Here is a 21,317-nt window from a genome sequence, read left to right on the forward strand (position 1 = left end):
TGCTAGCCTGTCTCCTGCCTCCAGGAGAGGCCGCGAGGGCGAGCTTTCATGGGCAGGCGGATCAATCGCTGCATCGAGCTGTTGGAGCAGCATCAGGCGGTCTATTACGACGGCCCGCATAGCGGCCACGTGCTCACGCCTGCGCAAGGACGCTCCGACGCCGCGAGCTGGGCCGACTACATGAATGTCGGCATGGAGCACGGCGCCTTCGACATGGCCGGCCTTGCCGAATACATGCGCGGCATGGCCGAGGCCGGACCGACGCGCTCGGGGCACCACACGCCTGCAGTGATCGTCGAGGCGCCGGTTAACGGCATCGACGCCGCGCATGTGCGCTACAATGCCTGGCAATTCCGCCAGATCCTCGGCCGCGGGGTGCACGGCATCCTGCTGTGCCAGGCGGAGAGCGCAGACGCGGTGCGCGCCTTCGTGGAATCTTGCCGCTATCCGCACAACACCATTGGTGTCGATCCGAATATCCCCTCACCGACGGCACGGATGGCAGGCGCGACGCGGCCGAAGGACCCAAGCACCGATACCACCGGGCGACGGCTCTTGGGCATTGGCACGCGGGGGCGCGGCTCGGAATCGACCGCGGCGCCGATCTGGGGCCTGTCGGCCGAGGACTATATGGCGCGCTGCGATCCCTGGCCGCTCAATCCGATCGGCGAATTGTTGCTGGGGGTCAAGCTCGAAAGCCCGGAGGGCATTGCCAATTGCGAGGAGATCGTCAGCGTGCCGGGGCTCGGATTTGCCGAGATCGGCCCGGGCGATCTGAGCCTCTCGCTCGGCTATCGTACAATCCCGCAGGAGCCCTTTCCACCGGAGATGCAGATCGCGCGCGACCGTGTGCTAGCGGCCTGCCGCAACAACGGCGTCGCCTTCCTGCAGAGCTGCAGCCCGGACAACATCATTGCGCGGATCGACGAAGGCGTGCGCGTGATCGCGGGCCACAGCGAGGAGGCCGCGATCAAGGGACGGGCGTATCAGAAGCGAACCCTGCCGGTTTAGCTCAGGCCCCGAGCTGGCCCGCGCGACCCGCATAAAGGGCGGCCCTCAATCAAATCACGGAGAACCCGTGGGTCGCATCGCGGCGGAGCTGCTCAACCAGCCCGTATTCCCAATCGAGATAGGCCTGCATTGCCTCGCGCGCGACATCGATGCCTTCATAGGGACGCCGGTAGCGATGCGACGGATCGGGCTTGGACAATGGCTGCGGCGGCCCCACCTCCAGCGCGCCGTCATAGCCGCCGTCGAGCACATAGACCTCCCATGCCATCTGCGCGAGCCAGGACGCCGTCATGTCGGCGCGGACGCTTTTGTCGTCGGACAGCAGAATGCGCGCGCCGCGCACGGGAGCCGCCATGTCGATCTCCTGCACGAGCTGGCCGCCCGGATAATGGCGAAAGCCCTTTAGATGACCGGCCGTATACTCCTCCTCGGGGCGGACATCGAAACGATAGAGTGTGCGACCGCCTTGGGCTGCCAGCGCGGCTGCCTCGCGCTGGCCGATATGGCGGACGCCAGCGCGGTAGGCGACGTCGCGGGCCTTGTCCCTGGCGCCGTCGACCGCGCCGATCCCGCCGCGCCGGTCCGCGCCGCGCTCGAGGCCGTGCTTTGCGAGCGTCCAGCCGATGGTGCCGTTGCGCAAGGCACGCACCTTGTTGGTCACCCCGGCATTGATCAGCGACTGGGTACCGATGATCGAGCGTGTCCGTCCCGCGCAGTTGACGATGATGGTCGTGTCGGGATCGGGTGCAGCACGTCCCGCGCGAAGCACAAGCTCCGCACCCGGCACGCTAACCGAGCCGGGGATATTCATGGTGGCGTATTCGTCGAAGCGGCGGACATCGAGAATGGCGACATTGGCCTTGTCCGCGATCAAGGCGGCGACCTCGTCGGCAGTGAGCGAGGGCGTGTGCCTGCGCGACTCGACCAGCTCGCCAAACGCCTTGGCGTAGGAGTTGACATCCTGGAAGACTTCATAACCTGCCGCCCGCCAGGCCTGCAGGCCGCCACCGAGCGCGCTGATATTGCCATAGCCTAAGTCCGCGAAGCGCTCGGCCGCCGGCTCGACCAGCCTCTCGCCGGCGTCATAGAGCACGATCGGCACGTTCTTGCGCGGGAGCCTTATCGTCGCCTCGATCGCGATCCGGTCGGCCGCCATATTGGCCGCAAACAAGGGATGGCCGGCCGCAAACGCGGCCTCATGCCTGAGATCGAGCAGCGCTATCTCCTCGCGCAATAACAACGCTGTGCGGATATCCTGGGGTGTCACGAAAGGAAGGGTCATAGATGGCGGGCCGGGCTCGAGTTTTCCCGACCAAGCTATCAGCGCGCTGCGCTTTCCTCCATCGCATTCTCCCCGATGGCATTGATGCCGATGGGCAGCGAACCCTATGTCCTCAAGATCCCATCTTGCGAAACACTATTTTTGCAAGCCATTATTCTTGCAGGACATTATTTTTGCAGGAGTGAAAGGCAGTCCATACCCCAGCCGTCAGCTTTGCCGCTCAGCCGCTGAAACTTGACGCCAAAGGCCCGCTTCGGCGGCAAATTCACGCATCAATCCATTCAAAATGAGCCGAAGGCAGTTCCAAGCGCGATCACGACCGCCAAGGCCAGCAGAGAAGGAACAATTCCAACCATGATGATATCGAAATAGCTGTCGCGGTGGGTCAATCCGCAGATCGAGAGCAGGCTGACCACGGCGCCGTTGTGCGGCAGAATGTCGAGCGTGCCTGAGCCGATCACCGCGACGCGATGCATGAGAGCGGGGTCGATGCCGGTCCGCGCCGCCGTCTCCATATAGATCTGGCCGAGGGCATCGAGCGCGATCGTCAAGCCGCCCGAGGCCGAGCCGGTCAACGCCGCGAGAACATTGGTTGCGACCGCGAGCGAGACCAGCGGGCCGCCTTCGATGGCCAAGACCCAGTCGCGCACCATCTCGAAGGCCGGCAGCGCCGCAATGACGGCGCCGAACCCGACGAGGCTTGCAACGCTCAGCGCCGGCAAAACCGATGCATTGGCGCCGGCGTCCATGGTCTCCCGAAGGGCCGGCAGCCGGCTCCAGTTGAAAGCAATGGCCGTCGCGATGGCCGCTGTCAACGCGATGGCGACCGACCATACGCCGGCAACGGCGGAGATCGACGTACCGCCCCAGCGCTCTTCAGCCAGATAGGAGAAATCCAGCCGCGGCAGCACGACGAGCGACATCAGAAGATTGACGGCGACGACGACGATCAGGGGCAGGATGGCGCTCAAGGCCGGCGGCGATGTTTCGCTGCGACGTCCATGGCGGATCTCGGCGGGATCGAACTCGCGGGCGGTCGTCGCGCGCTCACGGACCAGCTCATCATCCTGCGCGCGCTCGGCCGCCCCTTGCTTGTCCTCGCCGTAGCCCTCGCCGGCGCGACGCGACGCTGTCTCGGCGCGTCGCAGCCACCACAGGCCGACCGCGAGCATGACAAGAGAGGCGACGATGCCGAGGCCGGGCGCGGCAAACGGCGTCGTACCGAAAAACGGCATCGGGATGACATTCTGGATCGATGGCGTCCCGGGCAGCGCCGACATGGTGAAGCTCGACGTGCCGAGCACAACGGCAGCCGGCAGCAGCCGACGCGGAATTGCGGCTGCACGGAATAGCGACTGGGCCATCGGAACGATGACGAAGAAGGCGACGAACAGGCTCACGCCACCGTAGGTGACGAGCGCTCCTGCCAGCACCACGGCCAGCACCGCACGGCCGTGACCGAGCCATCTGGACATCAAGGCGGCCACCGCCGTGACCGCACCGCTGTCATCCATCACCTTTCCGAACACGGCGCCGAGCAGGAAGATCGGAAAGAACTGCGCCAGGAAGCCGGCGGCGCTCGCCATGAAGGTCTGGGTCCAGTTGGCAAGCAACGGCTGACCGCCGAACATGGCCGCCACCAGCGCCGCGAAGGGCGCGAGCAGCAGCACGCTCCAGCCGCGAAAAGCGAGGGCGACGAGCAGACCAAGCCCGACCAGAATGCCCAGAAGTCCCATTCAGCACTCCGTCAGCAGGAAATCCAGGTCGATGGTGGAGCGCTTGCCGATATCATTGCCGAAGCGATCGATGAATTCCTCTGCCGCGCGCCGTCCTTCGGCGTGGAGCATCGAGACGAACTCCCATTCCGCGTTGAGCTTGGAGGAAGCCCCGAGCTGCGCCAGCATGTCGCTCATGACCCGGTGCGCCCGCATCTTTGCCCAGCTCGCGCCCTCGCCGCTTCCAGGATCGGCAATCTGCCGCAACATCGCAATCATGCGCAATTCCTTCATCAGCGCCGAATTGAAGGAAATTTCGTTCAGCCGGTTCAGTATCTCCGAGGCAGATCGCGGCGCATCGGTGCGCTCCGTCGGGTTGATCTGCACAAAGATCGTGTCGTGCGCGTCGCTCTCGCGGATCAGCGGCGTCATCGTCGGATTGCCGGCGAAGCCGCCGTCCCAGTAGGGCTCGCCGTCGATTTCGACCGCTCGGAACATGGTCGGCAGGCAGGCCGAGGCGAGCAGGACGTCGGCCGTGATCTCGGCGTTGCGAAAAATGCGCCCGCGGCCGGTCCGCACCGTCGTCGCGGTGATGAACAGCTTGATCGGCGATCGCGCAAGCCGCTCGAAATCGATGTTCTCGGCAAGCACTTGCCGCAACGGATTGAAGTCGAGCGGATTGAAGTCATAGGGCGAAAGCAGCCGCGACATCAAATCCGTGAAAATGTAGGCCGGCGAAGTATCGAGGGTCCAGCGCCCCATGAGCCTGTCGAGCGGGGAACGCTGCAGCGGGCTGAAGGCGGCTGCGCGCGATACGTGGCGCCAATATTTGTCGAGCGCCTCGCGCGCGCCATTGGCGCCGCCCGCGGTCCAGCCATCGGCAAACACTGCGGCATTCATGGCGCCGGCCGACGTTCCCGAGATGGCCACGATGTTGAGCCATTCCTCCTCGAGCAGACGATCGAGGACACCCCAGGTGAACGCTCCATGCGAGCCTCCACCCTGCAAGGCAAGGTCGACGACAACGGGCTCCCGATTCATGGTCAATCCTGACTGAGAAACAGTGGCGCGGAGCTGATGGGTTAGTTTTGGACGACGGTGTTCTTGTAGATCTGGCCGTTCTTCATGATACCAGAAAATTCTGCCGGGGATTTTCGATCAGGCGGATGGCCTTCCATGTGCGTCAGCTATCGATCCCGTACCTTCGGGAGAGATAGCGTACTTCATTAACACAATTGAGGCGATCAGCTAAAGCGCGATGAGATTTGGTTGAATCGTTATCGCGCTTTAGGCCTTTGATTGAGCATGATCTTTTCGGAAAACCGCTACATACTTTTCCGGATCATGCTTTAGCCGCCGCTCCGACGGTAAAGATTTAGTTCCGACGAAACAGCGGCTCTGCAATGCAGCTGTCGCGACGCGTTTGGCCTGAGTCTTGCTATTCGACTGAAGCTATCGCCCGAAGCTTCAGTCTATAGCTTCAGCCGCTTGAAGACCGGCTCCGGAATCATGCGGATGATCAGCATCACGAGGAGCCAGATCGGTCGCACATAAATGACGTCCTTGTGTCGACTGAGGCCGGCGAGCACGGCTTCGCCGACCTCCTCCGGGGTCGCCGTGATGATCGGCGGCAGCTTCATGTGTTCGGTCATCCGGGTTCGAACGAACCCCGGCTTGACCGTCATCACATGAACGCCTGATGCAGCCAGGCGATTTCGCAGGCCGGAGAGAAAGGCTGTGAATCCAGCCTTCGCGGACCCGTAGACATAATTGGAGCCGCGTCCGCGGTCACCCGCGACGGATGAAATCCCGACAATGGCGCCGGCGCCGCGCGCGCGAAATCGCTCCGCGAACAGCGAGAGGATCAGCGCCGGGCCCTCGTAGTTCGAGCGCATGATCTCGCTTGCGTGGTCAGGGTCGGTTTCGGCGCGGGCCTGGTCGCCGAGCAGGCCGACGACCGAGATGACGACATCCGGAAGGCCGGGCAGCGCATCGGCGAAGGCGGCGAACGAGCCTGTCGCGAGCACATCAAACTGGTGGATGGTGACCGTGCGGCCCGTGCGCGCCGAAATATCGTCGGCCTCGCGCTGAAGCTCGGGCGGCGCGCGTCCCGCCAGCCGGACCGTCCAATCGCGCTTGGCGAAGGCCAGCGCGGTTGCCCTGGCAATGTCCGAGGTGCCTCCCAGGATCAGAACGGCTTTTTCGGCCATGGCCATCGGCTCCTCTCAGATTCCAAGTCGCGCGGCGAGCCGCGATTTTATTTTCCCGGTAGGGTCGATCGTCCGCCTGACATCGCGAAAGCCGGACAAATCAGCGTAGCCTGCATCAAAGGTCGCGCGCGACTGCCGGGCGTCCTTCGCGAGATAAAGCCTGCCGCCTGCTTTGACGACGAGCACGTCGAGCTCATCGAGGAAGGAGAACAGGTCGCGCCCGATCGGGAAGTCGAGGGCGAGCGTGTAGCCTGGCATCGGAAACGACAGCCCGCCACTTGCCTCGCCCAGCTTCTTCAGCACGGCCAGGAATGAGGAGCCGCCGCGCCTCGCAATCCGCCCGAGCATGTCGGCGAGCGCAGCTTCCGCATTTTTCGCGGGAAGCACGCATTGGTGCTGCACGAAGCCGCGCCGTCCATAAATCCTGTTCCAATTGCCGAGCGCATCTAGCGGAAAGAAGTAAGGTGCAGCAGGCACCAGGATGGATGAACCGGCCTTGCGCGCGCCGGCGCGAAAATAGAGCTCGTTGAAGGCCGCGACACTCCAGTGATTCAATGCAAAGGACGGCATGTCGATCGGCACCGAGAGAGGCGGCTTTCGCAGCGGAAAGCGATTCGCGAACTGCCTCTCGTCGAGCTGATTAGAGGCCGCGTGCTCGCCCAGGAAGATCAGCGAGCGGCCGAGGCTTGCGCCCTTTGCCAGGCAATCGATCCAGGCCACCGAATAAGTGACACTCTCATTGCCATCCAGCGCGGCGATGGCGGCGGCAAGATTGTTCGCAACCATAGTGCGCTGGCGAATCCAGCCGGTCTCGACGCGGCGGAGCTGGATCGTCGCTTCGAGAATGGAGCCGGTCAGTCCCATTCCACCGATCGTCGCCTGGAGCAGGTCGGGATGATCCTTGCGCGACGCGCGAACGACCTCGCCTGTCGGAAGCGCCAGGAGCAGTGTTTCGACATACCGACCGAAGCCACCCTCGCCATGGTGGTTCTTGCCATGCACGTCGGCCGCAATCGCTCCGCCCACTGTGATGAAGCTCGTGCCCGGAACGACATAGGGAAAGAACCCGCGGGGCAGGAAGGCCGCAATCAGATCGGACAGCAGGACGCCGGCTTCCACGGTTACCTGACCCGTCGCATGATCGAAGGCGCGCATGCGATTGAGGTGAGTCATCGTGATGGTCTGGCGGACGCCGACGGCGGCGTCTCCGTAAGCCCGGCCATTGCCGCGGGCGACCGCCTGATCGCCCTGCTCGGTCGCACGCACGATCGCCTCGGTCGTACGGGGACCGATCAGCTCGGTGTCAATGATGGGATAGCGGCCCCAGCCCGAAATCGCCGTCACTGTTTCGGGCCCTCCGGGGCTTGAGCCTGGCGCGGTTGCAGGCTGATCGCTCGGCGATGTCTGCCGACGTCAGATCGCAATGGCCAGGATTTCAGCAATCAGGCCGAATGCGACCAGGCTGTTGAGATCCTTCAGGGCGAAGAGAACCGGATCATCGTCGAGTGCACGCCGGTGCGCCAACATAAGGATCCGGCTCAACCAATACATTAATATCGGGCAGATCAGCCACAGCGCATCCGGGCGGCGGTAAAGATGGTGAACGGCATCTGAAGAGATGTAGAGCGCAAAGACCGTCACCGCGTTGAAGGCGGCACCGGCGGCCAGCGCTGCGACGACGCCGAGATCCGACTTGCGATAGTCGCGGTTTGAGGGATCAGGCAGGTCGGCATCGATCCGCGCGGCGAGTTCGACATAGCGCTTGGTCAGCGCCAGCGTCGTGAAGATGAAAATCGAAAACACCAGGAGCCACGCCGACAAGGGCACCGCCACGGCCGCGGCCCCCGCAATCACGCGGGTCGTGTACAGGATCGCCAGCGCAATGACGTCGACCAGCATCTTCCGCTTCAGGTAGAAGGAATAGGCCGTCGTCAGGACGAGATAGAAGCCCAGCACCGCCACGAACTCGATGGTGACGCATGAGGCGAGCGCGATCGCGGCCAGGACCAGACCGCCTGCCGCGTACAGCGCCGCTGCCGCCGGCAGCGCTCCCGCCGCCAGGGGCCGGTTCTTCTTGGTCGGGTGCTGGCGATCGGCTTCGATGTCAGCGAGGTCGTTGACGATGTAGATCGCGGAGGCGGCGAGCGAAAAGGCGACGAAGGCCGCGATCGCGGCGCCGAACGCGGAAAGATCGAAGCGATGGGCCGTCGCCAGCGGGACAAAAACGAGCGCGTTCTTCGCCCACTGATGCACCCTCAGCAGTTTCGCCCACGCATGTAGGCGGCTGGAACGCGACGAGAGAAAGATGGCGTCGCCGTCGAGTCCGGCAAGGCTCGTGCGCACAGCCCTCGACTGGCGCGCGGCAATCCGCTTTCGCGCGACGGTCCAGATCGGATGGTCGTCGGCGCTGCTGCCGACGTAATCGAATCCTCCGTGTCCGAATGCGTCGATCAGGCGCTGCGTCCTGGCCGATTGGGACAGCTCGTCGCCGGCGGACGACACAAACCAGCCGGTGAAGAGTCCGAGATGTTCGACAATTGCGCGCACATGCTGCTCATCGTGACAGGAGACGAGATAGACAGGAACACCCTCCGCGACCGAGGCGCGCACCAGGTCGAGCACGGCCTCATCGTAGCGAAGCCGGGTCACATCGAAGGACGTCGTGGCGGCGATGTGGGACTTGAGCGCGGCCTTCCCGCGCAGCCGTGCGCGCACCGCTTCTCCGAGCCGGACGGCGTTCTGCCCGAAATGCGCAAGGATGGCTTCCAGTTGCGGGTTCGAGAGTATCAGCGCGCGATCCAGATCGACCACAAGCGGAACTGTCCCGCCTTCGTGCGTGGAGTGCAGCGCAGGCCGGATTGCCGCCTCCTCTCCTGCAACGGCCTCGAGCTGCCGGCTTTGGGACGCATGGGCAGGGAAAGCTGGCTGCTCCTTCAACATTCCTAAACCATCAATGCCTGGGTGATCGTGCGCCGCGTTTTCGGCTGCTTAACCTATTCAAACTACCTTAAGTTTTCGCAAAGACGGGTGCCGGCGATGCTCGCAAAAACGCTCGAAACAATTGAGTCCTCGGCGCCGAAGCAGGCCGCCTATACGCGCGCGCTCCTGGCCGTGCTGGCCATCGGCGTTGCGCTCAAGGCCATCTGGTTTGCGCGACTGGGTTTCGGGCAGCACCGCGAGCTGGTCGACTTCGATGCCTTCCACATCATCGCCCAGCATGTCCGGCTGGGCGATGCCGATCTGGCCTACCAGTTCGAAAGATTCATCGACATGCAGAAGGCGGCCTCTGGCGGCTCCGAAAACTTCATGCCGTGGACCTATCCGCCGCAGTTCGACCTCTTGCTTGCGCCGTTCGGCCTGATTCCGATCGGCACTGCGTACCTTCTGTTCATTGCCGGAACGCTTGCATTCTATCTCACCGTGCTGAGGTCAATTGCCACGACGTACTTCCCGGTCCTGCTGATCATTCTTTTTCCCGCGATCGAAGTCACGATCGCCTGCGGTCAAAATGGCTTCCTCACCGCCGGCCTTATAGGATTGATCTGCCTTACCATCGAGGAGCGGCCCGTCGTGGCCGGATTGGCGCTCGGCCTCATGGTCATCAAGCCGCATCTTGCGATTGCCTTCGGAGCCTACGCGCTCCTGACCCGGCGCTGGACCGTCGTTATGACGGCCGGCACGGTCGTGATCGGCAGCTCGCTGGTTTGCACGCTGGTATTCGGTGTGAAAATTTGGCCTGCGCTCATGCAGAGCGTGCACGATTCCGCGATGTTCCTGCAGGGCGGCTACTATCCGCTGTACCGCATGATCTCTGCCTACGCCGGCCTGAGAACGCTGGGGGCATCCGCGTCGGCCGCTTTTTTCAGCCAGGCCGCCGTCGCCGCCATCGCGCTCGGCAGCATCGCCCTTGCGCTGTACCGGCAGCTTCCCGCGCGCTGGACGCTTGGCCTGACCGCGATGGTCTCAGTCTCGCTCAGCCCATACGCCTACGACTATGACTTCCTGATCTTCGGCATGGGGCTGGCGATGCTGCTTCCGGAACTGCAGACGATTGCACGCGAGGGCGAGCGGACGATCATCTACACCGTGCCGATGATCGTCGGCGTCTATGGCTGTCTGATCGCCACGCGCCTCGGGACGTCGAAGGACGTGCAATATCTCGATGTGCTGTCGATCGGCGGGTTCGGCGTCGTTGCGATGATCGCGCTGATCTTCATGATCATGCTGCGCAGCGCGAAGCCCGCGACCGTGCAGGAGTTCCAGATCGGCGCCGAACGGCTCTGAAGGAGACGCGGGCACGGCATCTCCATAGCGCCACGATGGGAACCTGCCGCTGTTCCAATCGGCCAGTCCACAAGGCTTTATTTTGCGCTCTCTTCGTCGGCCGTGCCGCTTTGTGGCCGCCATTGCCATTCAGAGAAGCGCCGGGGCGGGTCTTGGTGCAGGCGTTGTTCCCAAAGGTTCCGTGTGATCGTCCCAGATTTGCTGCAGCCCAACGTTCTTGTCTCCCGCCGCGCGCTGCTGGGCGGCCTTTCATCCGTGGCCGGCACGCTCGCGCTCGGCGGCTGCACCGACATGGCCGCGACCGGCACGCGCTACGACGCCTCGTCGCTTTCGGTGGATCCCACCTTGCTTGTCACGACCACGCGCAAGCCGGTGAACGGCGCTCGCGCGAAGCCATGGTTTGGGCCGGAGCGGGCTCCCGAGATGACGGTTGCGCGCGCCAAGCTGGTGCCGCCGGACGATGGCCGCCTCTCGCTCGCCGCAGTCGGACTTGCCGATTGGCGCATCGATACGGTCGAGCCGGTACAGGGAGACGTCAGCACTCTGCTCGCGCAAGCCGGCGGTGGACCGGATGTGCTGATATATGTGCACGGCTTCAAGCAGACGTTCGAGACGGCGGCGCTTGATGCGGCACACCTCTCGGATGCAATCAGGTTCCGCGGCCGGACAATGGTCTTCTCCTGGCCTTCGAAGGCGGGACTATTCGATTACGCTTATGACCGCGATAGCGCGATGTGGTCGCGCGATGGCTTCGAACGCGTGCTGTCGTCCATCGTGTCGGCTCCCGGCGCCGGACGCGTCCACATCGTCGCGCACAGCATGGGAACCATGCTGGCGCTCGAGAGCCTGCGGCAGCTTTATGGGCACTACGGTGACACCGTGACCGGCAGAATCGGCGCCGTGGTGTTCGCCGCGCCCGACATCGACATGGACGTGTTCTCATCCGCGGTCGGCCGCATCGGTCCGCTTGCCGGCAAGATCACCGTCATCGCCGCGACGAACGATCGTGCGCTGGAGCTGTCAGGGCGATTGGCCGGTGGAATGACACGGGTCGGCGCCGCCGAGAAGGCGGCCATCGAACGCCTCGGGGTGCGCGTGGTCGACGCCTCCGATGCCGGCTGGGGCATCATCAATCACGATCTGTTTCTGTCGAATGCGGACGTGCAGCGGGTGATACGCCACTCGATTGAGGCGACCGCCGCCTAGAGGATCACCTGGGTAGCCGCGCCGCAGGCCCCTTCAAGCGCGCAGCAAGGGTGAGTTAAATCGCCACAGGGCATCTGTCCTCCCGGCGGAATATCCGAGGACAGACGTGCAATTTTGGCGGTCGCAAACCCCGGGGCCTCAAGGCAAACTCGCTGACCGGTTGCGCGCCAGTGCGCCAAATAAGGCAAGCGCCGATCACATTGCGCATTGCCCATACATGCGTCCACGACATACCGGCAGGCTAAGCTCGGCCGCGCGCAGCCTTGTCAATGCGCGATTAGCCGAATTATGAATGGCCTTGTTGTTTTCAATCGATAAGACCTTCCGACAGGTCTCATAAGCTCAAAGAGGAAGCCCAAGCATGCGCAAAATTATTATGTCCGCCGCGGTGACGTTGCCGTTTGTCTTCGGGGTGGCGCATGCGCAGGACAGTGTCAAGATTGGTTATATCGATCCTCTGTCGGGAGGCGGCGCCAGCGTCGGCGAAGGCGGCCTCAAGACGTTCCAGTACCTTGCCGATGAACTCAACGCGAAAGGCGGCATCCTCGGTCACAAGGTCGAAATCGTGCCGATGGACAACAAGACCAACCCGCAGGAAAGCCTGGTCCAGGCCCAGAAGGCGGTCGACGCCGGCATCCATTACATCACACAGGGCAATGGCTCGTCGGTTGGCGCGGCGCTGGAGGATTTCGTCACCAAGAACAATGGACGCAACCCCGGCAAGGAAGTGCTCTACTTCAACTATGCCGCGGTCGATCCGAGCATGACCAACGAGAAGTGCAGCTACTGGCACTTTCGCTGGGATGCCAACTCGGACATCAAGATGGAGGCGCTCACCAACTACATGAAGGGTGAGCAGTCGATCAAGAAAGTCTACCTGATCAACCAGGACTATTCGTTCGGCCAGTCGGTCCGCACCGAGGCACGCAAGATGCTGGCTGCCAAGCGGCCCGATATCCAGATCGTCGGCGACGAGCTGCATCCGCTGCTCAAGATCACCGACTTCTCGCCCTATATCGCCAAGATCAAGGCCTCCGGCGCCGACAGCGTCGTCACCGGCAACTGGGGACAGGACATCGCGCTGCTGCTGAAGGCGGCGGCCGATGCCGGCCTCAAGGTCAACTGGTATACCTATTATGCCGGCGGTGCCGGCGGGCCGACCGCGATCAAGCAAACCGGCCTCGACCATCAGGTGTTCCAGATCACCGAAGGCTTCCCGAACTCCGGTAACAAGGCGGCAATGGAGTTCGAGAAGGATTTCCGTGCCAAGGTCAACCTGTCGCTGTGGTATCCACGCGCCGTCAACGAGATGCGGATGTTCAAGGCGGCGGCCGAGAAGGCCAATTCGATCGATCCGGTGAAGGTCGCGGCCGCGCTGGAGGACATGAAGTTCGAAGTGCTCGACGGCGGCGAAGGCTTCATGCGCAAGGACGATCACCAATTCTTCCAGCCAATCTACATCTCCTCGTTCGGAACCATGACCGACAAGGATAAGGAACCCTTCGACGAGGAAAACACCGGCTGGGGCTGGCATCTCGTGTCCAAGATTGACACCGCGCAGACCATGCTGCCGACGACCTGCAACATGAAGCGGCCCTGATAGGCCGACGCATCCGCCCCGGTGCAGTATCCTGGCACCGGGGCTTCCTTGTCCGGCTGACCTGTCATGCCGGACGTCCCTTTTTCTTCGGAATCTTGTCCCCTGTGAGCCAACGAGCCCGTCAGCGAGGGCGCTGTGCTTGAGTTGATCGTCATTTCCACGCTCAACGGCGTTCTGTTCGGAATGCTGCTGTTCCTGCTGTCCAGCGGGCTGACCGTCATCTTCAGCATGATGGGCGTGCTCAACTTCGCCCATGCCAGCTTCTACATGCTGGGCGCATTCTTCGGCTATCAGCTCACCAAATGGATCGGCTTCTGGCCGGCTCTGGTCTTGGCGCCGCTTCTGGTCGGCGCGGTCGGCATGGCGGTCGAGCGCTACGGCCTGCGCAACACCCACAAGCACGGACACGTCGCCGAACTGTTGCTGACCTTTGGCCTTGCCTTCGCGATCGAGGAAATCGTCTCGATGATCTGGGGCAAGAGCCCGATGGATTACCGGATCCCCGCGGCGCTCGACTTTCCCGCCTTCACCGTGTTCTCGACCAACTATCCCGCCTACAAGATCTTCATGCTGGTCGTATCCGTCGCGATCTTCGTGGCGCTTCTGATCGTCCTCAAGAGGACGCGCGTCGGCCTCATCGTGCAGGCCGCGCTGACGCATCCGAGCATGGTCGGGCATCTCGGCCACAATGTCGGACGCGTGTTCATGGTGGTGTTCGGCGTCGGCAGCGCGCTTGCCGGCCTTGCCGGCGTCATCGCCGGCCCCTCGCTGGTGACGCAGTCCGACATGGCAGGCCTGCTCGGCCCGATCCTGTTCGTCGTCATCGTGTTCGGTGGGCTCGGCTCGCTGCCCGGCGCCTTCATCGCCTCGCTCCTGATCGGCCTGATCCAGACTTTTGCGGTCGCGCTGAACGGGTCGCTTGCGAGCGCGTTCGGGCCGCTTGACCCGAGCCTCGGCCCGTCGGTTCTGACCGACATCTGGAATGTGACGATCGCGCAGATCGCGCCGATCCTGCCCTATGTGCTGCTGGTGCTGATCCTGATCTTCCGCCCGATGGGCCTGTTGGGGACGCGCGAGACATGAGCGATGCCGCAACCACCACGTCCGATATGCCGAAGGAGCAGTCCGGCAGCAGCGCGCGCTTCTACAGCATCTGGCTGATCGCAGCGATCGCGCTCATCGTGCTGCCGCTGATCTTCTCCTCGGGCGGCTCGCTCACCTCGTTCAGCCTGATCGGTATCGCCATCATCTTCGCGCTGTCCTACAACATCCTGCTCGGCCAGACCGGGCTGCTGTCCTTCGGGCACGCTGTTCACTACGGCCTCGGCGGCTTCATCGCCGTCCATGCCATGAACGCGGTCGCCAACTACAACTGGCCGCTCCCGCTGCCGTTCATTCCCCTCATCGGCGGCATCGGCGGCGTCGCCTTTGCGATCCTGGTTGGCTGGGTCATGACCAAGCGCGCCGGAACCGTGTTCGCCATGATCTCGCTCGGCATCGGCGAGCTGGTGGCGTCGTCCTCGCTGATCCTGCGCAGCATGTTCGGCGGCGAAGCCGGCATCACCACCGATCGCACCGCCCTGCCGCACATGTTCGGCTGGACCTTCGGGCCGCAGCTCCAAGTCTACTACCTGATCGCGTTCTGGGTGATGATTTCGGCGATCGCGATGTATGCGCTGACCCGCACGCCGCTGGGGCGCATCTGCAACGCAGTGCGCGACAATCCCGAGCGTGTCGAGTTCATCGGCTACGACCCGCACGTCGTCCGCTATCTCGCCTACGGCTTTGCCGGCTTCTTCGCCGGCATCGCCGGCGGCCTCGCCGCGATCAATTTCGAGATCGCCAACTCTGCCTATCTGGGCGCGACGCAATCCGGCCTCGTGCTGTTCGCGGCCTTCATCGGCGGCGCCGCCTATTTCTTTGGGCCGATCCTCGGCGCGATCCTCGTCACCTATCTGCAGCTCGGGCTCACCAACCTCACCACGGTCTGGCAGCTCTATTTCGGCATCATCTTCATCGGCATCGTGATGTTCGCGCCGGGCGGCATCGCAGGGCTCCTGATGATGCACCGTCCGCTGATCCGTGCCGGATCGCTCGGCATGGTGATCCCGTCCTATCTGATGGCGGCGATCCCGACTTTGGCTCTGGCACTCGGCGTCATCCTCTCGATCGAGACGGTGGCGCGCTACACCGCGAGCGAAGGCGAGGGCAACATCATCAATTTGCTCGGCATTCCCTTCAACGCGACAGCGCCTGTGACATGGATCGTCGCGGCACTGCTCGTCGTCGGCGGCTTCCTGGTCGCCCGCCTCACCTGGCGGCGTGTCGCGGAGGCCTGGGACCGCGCCGCCACTGTGGCCCGTGACCGGGGGTATCTCGCGTGACCGCAGCGATCGAAGTCAATGCCGTTCAGAAGCACTTCGGCAATGTCAGCATCATCCGCGACCTCAATCTGAGCGTCGCGAAGGGCGAACGTCACGCCATCATCGGCCCTAACGGCGCCGGCAAGTCGACGACGTTCAACCTGATCAGCGGCCATCTCAAGCCGAGCTCGGGCGAGATCCGCCTGAACGGCGGCGTGATCTCGGGCTTGCGTCCCTTCGAGATCAACCGGCGCGGGCTGTCGCGCTCGTTCCAGGTCACCAACGTCTTCGCCCGCATGACCGTGTGGGAAAACGTCCGCTGCGCCGTGCTGTGGGCGACCGGTCACCGCTACGCCTTCTGGAAGAACGTCGATCACCTGCCGGAAGTGAAGCAGCGCACCGCCGAGATCCTCGATGACATCCATCTCAGCCATCGCCGCGACGTGCCTGCGGGGCTTCTGACCTATGCCGAGCAGCGCGAGCTCGAGATCGGCATCACCATCGCCGGCGGCGCCAATGTCATCATGCTGGACGAGCCGACCGCGGGCATGAGCCACGCCGAGACCGAGCGCGCCGTAGCGCTGATCCGCCGCCTGACCGAAGGGCGCACGCTCGTGATCGTCGAGCACGACATGAGTGTGGTGTTCGGCCTGGCCGACCGCATCTCGGTGCTGGTCTATGGACACATCATCGCCTCCGGCACGCCGGAGGAAATTCGCGCCAATCCCAAGGTCAGGGAAGCCTATCTCGGCGAGGAGGGGCACTGATGCTGGAGGTCAGGGATCTTCACGCCTATTACGGCAAAAGCCACATCCTGCAGGGCGTCGATCTCAACATCGCCGGCGGCGAGGTCGTGAGCCTGTTGGGGCGCAACGGCGTCGGCCGCTCCACCACGGTGAAGGCGATCATGGGCGAGGTGCCGCCGCAGGGCACAATTCGTTTCAAGGGACAGCAGATCGCGGGGCTACCGAGCTACAAGATCGCGCATCGCGGTCTCGGCTATGTGCCGGAGCATCGCGACATCTTCCCCGGCCTCACCGTCCGCCAGAACCTGCTGCTCGGCGTCAAGGATGTCCGCCGTCCCGGCAAGTGGCGGCTCGAGGGCATGCTGGAGATGTTCCCCAATCTCGCCGCGCGCGCCGACACACCGGCCGGCGTCCTGTCCGGCGGCGAGAAGCAGATGCTGACCATCTGCCGCACGCTGATGGGCGATCCGGAGCTCATCATGATCGACGAGCCGACGGAAGGGCTCGCGCCGCTGATCGTGCAGCAGGTCGGCGACCTCATCGCGCGGATCGCGGAAGCCGGTGTCGCCATCCTGCTAGTCGAGCAGAAGCTGTCGATTGCGCTGCGAATCTCCCACCGCGTCTACGTCATGGGCCACGGCCGCATCGTATTCGAAGGCACGCCGGATGAGCTGAAAGCCAACGATGCCGTTCGCAAGGAATGGCTCGAAGTGTAGGCCGAAGCCACCCGGCGCTAAAAAGGGCGGCAACGGGCATCGCCAAGGTCCTGATCCGGTGCTACAGCTGAAACCGGCTAGCGGAGAGACGGCGATGCTGTTTCGTCTCGCATTTGCTTTTGCGTCGATTGCTCTGGTGTCGATGACGGCACTGCTGGTCGATCCCATTGACGCCGTAGCACAGGACATGCTGCGCAACGTCGACCTCGACAGCCCCGAAATGTCGACATCGGAGATGACGCGCAGCGAGGTCGAGGCGCTTCTCGAGGCGTCGCCTCAAGACGCCACGGGAGCGCGCTCTGCAGATTTGCAGGGAAAGCGGCTGTCGCACCTCGATCTCTCGGGCGTCGACTTCTCCGGCGGCAATCTTCGCCTCGTCAAGCTCAACGGTGCGAATCTGAAAGGCGCGCGCTTCGATCGGGCCATCCTGAATCAGGCGTGGCTGATCGATGCGGATTTGACCGGGGCGTCCCTGGTAGGGGCATCGCTGCTCGGCACGCAGATGCAACGCGCCAGGCTTGGCCGTGCCGATTTGAAAGACGCGCGCATCACCGCGGATCTTTCCGGTGCGAGCCTGATCGGGGCAAGGCTTGCGGGCGCCGACTTGAGCGCCGATATGCGCAACCAATCGATGGGCATGATGCGTGGCGTGCTCAAATCCGCCGACCTCAGCAATGCGGATCTGAGCGGCGCCAACCTCGCGCGCGCCGATCTCGAATTCGCCAAACTGCGGAACGCCAATCTGGCGAATTGCAACCTCAGCCGTGCCGACCTTGCGGGAGCCGACTTGTCCAACGCCCGCCTCGCCGGTGCCGATTTTACCGAGACCGACCTGGCGTCGGCCCTTTTGCCAGGCGCGGCCGCGCTGGAAAAGGCCCGCAATCTGGACAAGGCCTCGAACTTGAACCTGGCGCGGCGCCAGCCCTAGGGCAGACCCCCCGGGTCGTCAGGGGAACCGATACACGGCCGCGTCAGATGGTATGCCGGCCAGTTGAATTTGCGACGCCAGAGTCCTATTCGTCGGCGCCATGAGCACCCTCGCCCTTGCCGCAAAGCCCCTGAGTTCCTGGCCCCGCCACCGGGCGCAACCCGGAAAGCCGGCGCCGTTCCTGCCGATGAGCCGCGCCGAGATGACGGCGCTCGGCTGGGATGCCTGCGACATCGTGCTGGTGACGGGCGACGCCTATGTCGACCATCCGAGCTTCGGCATGGCGATCATCGGCCGGCTGCTCGAATCCCAGGGCTTCCGGGTCGGCATCATTGCCCAGCCTGACTGGCAGTCGGCCGAGCCGTTCAAGGCACTGGGCAAGCCGCGCGTGTTCTTCGGCATCACCGGCGGCAACATGGACTCGATGGTCAACCGCTACACGGCCGACCGCAGGCTGCGCCATGACGACGCCTATACGCCGGACGGCGGCGGCGGCCGGCGGCCGGACCGCTGCACCATCGTCTACGCGCAGCGCTGCCGCGAGGCGTACAAGGACGTGCCGATCGTGCTCGGCGGCATCGAGGCGTCGTTGCGCCGTATTGCGCATTACGACTACTGGTCCGAAAAGGTGCGACGCTCGATGCTGGCCGATGCCAAGGCGGACCTCCTGCTCTACGGCAACGCCGAGCGTGCCGTCGTCGAGGTCGCGCACCGGCTGGCCGCCGGCGAAGCGCCGCGCGATCTCGGCTCCGTCCGGGGCACCGCGCTGTTCCGCCGCGTGCCTGATGGTTACACCGAGCTGCATGCCGACGACCTCGACTCCGCCGATGAAGGCGCAGGCCGCCACCCCGGCGACACCGTGATCCGGCTGCCGGCCTGCGAGCAGGTCGAGCAGGACCGCGAGGCCTATGCCCGCGCCTCGCGCGTGCTGCACCGGGAGAGCAATCCCGGCAACGCGCGCCCGCTGGTGCAGCGCCACGGCGACCGCGATTTGTGGCTGAACCCGCCGCCGATCCCGCTGACCACGGCGGAGATGGATTCGGTCTACGACCTGCCCTACGCCCGCGCGCCGCATCCCTCTTACGGCGATGCCAAGATTCCGGCCTGGGAGATGATCAAGTTCTCGGTGACGATCATGCGCGGCTGCTTCGGCGGCTGCACCTTCTGCTCCATCACCGAGCATGAGGGCCGCATCATCCAGAACCGCTCGGAAGGCTCGGTCCTGCGCGAGATCGAGCGGATCCGCGACAAGACGCCGGGCTTCACCGGCGTGATCTCCGACATCGGCGGTCCCACCGCCAACATGTACCGGATGGCGTGCAAGGATCCGAAAGTCGAAGCATTGTGCAGACGGCCGTCTTGCGTATTCCCCGACATTTGCCCGAACCTGAACACCTCGCATGACGATCTGATCCGGCTCTATCGCAAGGTGCGCGAGGTGAAGGGCGTCAAAAGGGTGATGGTCGCATCCGGCGTGCGCTACGACCTCGCGGTGCAGAGCCCCGAATATGTCAAGGAGCTCGTCACCCATCACGTCGGCGGCTATCTGAAGATCGCGCCCGAGCACACCGAGCGCGGCCCGCTCGACAAGATGATGAAGCCGGGCATTGGCGCCTACGACCGCTTCAAGCAGATGTTCGATGCCGCAGCGAAAGAGGCCGGCAAGAAATATTACCTGATCCCTTATTTCATTGCGGCACATCCGGGCACGACCGACGAGGACATGATGAACCTCGCGCTCTGGCTCAAGAAGAACCGCTACCGCGCCGACCAGGTGCAGACCTTCCTGCCCTCGCCGATGGCGACCGCGACCGCCATGTACCACACCGGCGTCAACCCGCTGCGCGGCGTGCGGCACGGCGGCAGCGACAAGGTCGAGGCGATCAAGGGGTTGAAGCAGCGAAGGCTGCACAAGGCCTTCCTGCGCTATCACGACCCCGACAACTGGCCGATCCTGCGCGAGGCGCTAAAACAGATGGGCCGCGCCGACCTGATCGGCTCGCGCCCCGAGCAGCTCGTGCCGGCCCATCAGCCGCCCGGCACCGGCAAGGCCGCCGGCACGCGCCGCCCGTTGCGCGGCGGGGACAAGATGCAGCGGTTCACGACGAAGGGCCTGCGGATGGGCAAGTGAAGCGGGGCCGTGTTCCAGGCCGAGCTTCATTTGCTGATAATGACGTGCGAGAGACGGGCCTGCTGTGGAAGTCATCGAACGAGACGTCAAACGGGACAGGAGCTCTCATGTCTGAAACGACATATGGCCGACAGAGCGAGATGGATTCTACAAAAGCAAGCGCCAGGTTGCCCGGAGTCGACATCGACATTGTTCACCAGAGATCGCCGAATGGTGAGTGGGAGCAGATCTCGATCAACTTGCGTGCAACGCCGTCCTTCGAAGCGCTCGGGAGCCTTTCCGAGGTCGCCGACCCGTTCGCTTTTTGGCTACGTGCCGCGCGATTGATGTGGATGCCCTGGCTGCTGACAGCACAGACGATGATGCTCTCCGACGGTCGGACACCAACGCTCCCAAGCCCAGCAAAAAGCTCTGATGTCTAGCGGTTGGTGACCTGCAGCCTTCACGGCAGACCAAGTAGCTGTGGGGCTAAGCAGAGCGACCAGCATTCCCGGGCTTTTTTGCGTTACCGCTGTAACCGGAACGGCGACCGCCGATGCTTGTCCTCAACTCCGTCTCATTCTGCAGCCAATAGCCGCCGCGTCGCCGATGCGAAAGGTGACGTATGCGTATTCATGGAGACGCTAATGAGAAAGCGATTTTCTGCGCTCGACGATTCAATTTCTGCCGACGGCAAGGAGGAGTGGCTACAGACGCGCCCCGGGGAGCGCTGCCTGATTCGTACATCGGCAGCCGACACTGGCGGCGATTTCTCGGTGGTCGAGATCATATCGCAGCCAGGTGACGGCACAGCCGTACACATCCACCGAAATGAGGACGAGCATTTCGTTATTCTGGAGGGTACGGCGCGCTTCCTTTGCGGCGACCGAACGTTTGACGCACCCGCCGGCACATCGGTCTCCGGACTGAGAAATATTCCCCACGCCTGGTGCAACCCGTTTGATACCCCATTCCGGATGGTGGTCATCGCTTCGCCGGGAGGCTGTGAAGATGCGTTTCGCGTGATTGCAAGGGGCGGCGACATTGACATGCTGGCGCTGGGGGCGAGCTTCCAGATTGAGGTTGTCGGCCCGCCGATGCTGTCCCATCGTTGATTTGGACACGCCGAACTCGTCGCGTGGATGG

General features: G+C 63.7%; 18 protein-coding genes. 12 read left to right on the top strand and 6 right to left on the bottom strand.

Translation table 11 applies throughout. From position 1 onward, the window contains the following. Positions 1 to 48: 48 nt before the first annotated feature. Positions 49 to 1,011: an aldolase/citrate lyase family protein gene (locus tag A3AI_RS45220; RefSeq protein ID WP_024515754.1), complete on the top strand. Its 963-nt coding sequence runs from the start codon at positions 49 to 51 to the stop codon at positions 1,009 to 1,011. Between the two features lie 49 nt (positions 1,012 to 1,060). On the opposite strand, the gene A3AI_RS0111720 is transcribed toward A3AI_RS45220, so the two are convergent. From A3AI_RS0111720 to A3AI_RS0111750, 6 genes are all read right to left on the bottom strand, one after another. Continuing rightward, positions 1,061 to 2,293 (bottom strand): rhodanese-like domain-containing protein, encoded by a 1,233-nt coding sequence (locus A3AI_RS0111720; RefSeq protein ID WP_024515755.1) that lies wholly within the window; start codon positions 2,291 to 2,293, stop codon positions 1,061 to 1,063. Between the two features lie 281 nt (positions 2,294 to 2,574). Beyond that, on the bottom strand, positions 2,575 to 4,029 hold the full coding sequence (locus A3AI_RS0111725; protein ID WP_024515756.1) for a GntP family permease: 1,455 nt from the start codon (positions 4,027 to 4,029) through the stop codon (positions 2,575 to 2,577). Then, the gene (locus A3AI_RS0111730) at positions 4,030 to 5,049 is read right to left on the bottom strand and encodes a patatin-like phospholipase family protein (protein ID WP_024515757.1); all 1,020 of its coding nucleotides are present in this window, start codon (positions 5,047 to 5,049) and stop codon (positions 4,030 to 4,032) included. It abuts the gene before it with no gap. 431 nt (positions 5,050 to 5,480) lie between these two features. Continuing rightward, positions 5,481 to 6,224 (bottom strand): SDR family oxidoreductase, encoded by a 744-nt coding sequence (locus tag A3AI_RS0111740; RefSeq protein ID WP_024515758.1) that lies wholly within the window; start codon positions 6,222 to 6,224, stop codon positions 5,481 to 5,483. A gap of 9 nt (positions 6,225 to 6,233) precedes the next feature. Next, positions 6,234 to 7,562, bottom strand: coding sequence for an FAD-binding oxidoreductase (locus A3AI_RS0111745; RefSeq protein ID WP_024515759.1), 1,329 nt, complete (start codon positions 7,560 to 7,562; stop codon positions 6,234 to 6,236). A 69-nt stretch (positions 7,563 to 7,631) separates the two neighbouring features. Continuing rightward, positions 7,632 to 9,158 carry a UbiA family prenyltransferase gene (locus A3AI_RS0111750; protein ID WP_084800894.1) on the bottom strand — a complete coding sequence of 509 codons (1,527 nt, stop codon included), beginning with the start codon at positions 9,156 to 9,158 and terminating at the stop codon, positions 7,632 to 7,634. A 96-nt stretch (positions 9,159 to 9,254) separates the two neighbouring features. Between A3AI_RS0111750 and A3AI_RS0111755 the strand changes: the two genes are divergently transcribed. The 11 genes from A3AI_RS0111755 (at position 9,255) to A3AI_RS0111805 (ending at position 21,286) form a co-directional block, all read left to right on the top strand. Beyond that, entirely contained in the window at positions 9,255 to 10,502 is a 1,248-nt protein-coding gene (locus tag A3AI_RS0111755) for a glycosyltransferase family 87 protein (RefSeq protein WP_024515761.1), read from the top strand. Between the two features lie 183 nt (positions 10,503 to 10,685). Beyond that, entirely contained in the window at positions 10,686 to 11,708 is a 1,023-nt protein-coding gene (locus A3AI_RS0111760) for an alpha/beta hydrolase (RefSeq protein ID WP_024515762.1), read from the top strand. 361 nt (positions 11,709 to 12,069) lie between these two features. After that, positions 12,070 to 13,308, top strand: coding sequence for a branched-chain amino acid ABC transporter substrate-binding protein (locus A3AI_RS0111765; protein ID WP_024515763.1), 1,239 nt, complete (start codon positions 12,070 to 12,072; stop codon positions 13,306 to 13,308). 135 nt (positions 13,309 to 13,443) lie between these two features. Further along, a complete protein-coding gene (locus A3AI_RS0111770; RefSeq protein ID WP_024515764.1) occupies positions 13,444 to 14,391 on the top strand; it encodes a branched-chain amino acid ABC transporter permease in 948 nt (315 codons plus the stop codon). After that, positions 14,388 to 15,692, top strand: a complete 1,305-nt coding sequence (locus A3AI_RS0111775) for a branched-chain amino acid ABC transporter permease (protein WP_024515765.1) — start codon at positions 14,388 to 14,390, stop codon at positions 15,690 to 15,692. Before A3AI_RS0111770 ends, A3AI_RS0111775 begins: the two co-directional genes overlap by 4 nt. After that, complete coding sequence (locus tag A3AI_RS0111780; protein WP_024515766.1) at positions 15,689 to 16,438, top strand: ABC transporter ATP-binding protein; 750 nt, start codon at positions 15,689 to 15,691, stop codon at positions 16,436 to 16,438. Before A3AI_RS0111775 ends, A3AI_RS0111780 begins: the two co-directional genes overlap by 4 nt. Continuing rightward, positions 16,438 to 17,133 (top strand): ABC transporter ATP-binding protein, encoded by a 696-nt coding sequence (locus A3AI_RS0111785; RefSeq protein WP_024515767.1) that lies wholly within the window; start codon positions 16,438 to 16,440, stop codon positions 17,131 to 17,133. Before A3AI_RS0111780 ends, A3AI_RS0111785 begins: the two co-directional genes overlap by 1 nt. Positions 17,134 to 17,227: 94 nt before the next feature. After that, positions 17,228 to 18,061, top strand: coding sequence for a pentapeptide repeat-containing protein (locus A3AI_RS0111790; RefSeq protein WP_024515768.1), 834 nt, complete (start codon positions 17,228 to 17,230; stop codon positions 18,059 to 18,061). Between the two features lie 100 nt (positions 18,062 to 18,161). Beyond that, positions 18,162 to 20,192, top strand: a complete 2,031-nt coding sequence (locus A3AI_RS0111795) for a YgiQ family radical SAM protein (RefSeq protein ID WP_024515769.1) — start codon at positions 18,162 to 18,164, stop codon at positions 20,190 to 20,192. Positions 20,193 to 20,299: 107 nt separating this feature from the next. Then, entirely contained in the window at positions 20,300 to 20,614 is a 315-nt protein-coding gene (locus A3AI_RS0111800; RefSeq protein ID WP_024515770.1) for a hypothetical protein, read from the top strand. A gap of 204 nt (positions 20,615 to 20,818) precedes the next feature. Continuing rightward, positions 20,819 to 21,286: a cupin domain-containing protein gene (locus tag A3AI_RS0111805; protein ID WP_036048076.1), complete on the top strand. Its 468-nt coding sequence runs from the start codon at positions 20,819 to 20,821 to the stop codon at positions 21,284 to 21,286. Positions 21,287 to 21,317: the final 31 nt, after the last annotated feature.

The organism is Bradyrhizobium sp. Tv2a-2 (assembly GCF_000472425.1).
In the GTDB taxonomy this organism is placed as follows: domain Bacteria; phylum Pseudomonadota; class Alphaproteobacteria; order Rhizobiales; family Xanthobacteraceae; genus Bradyrhizobium.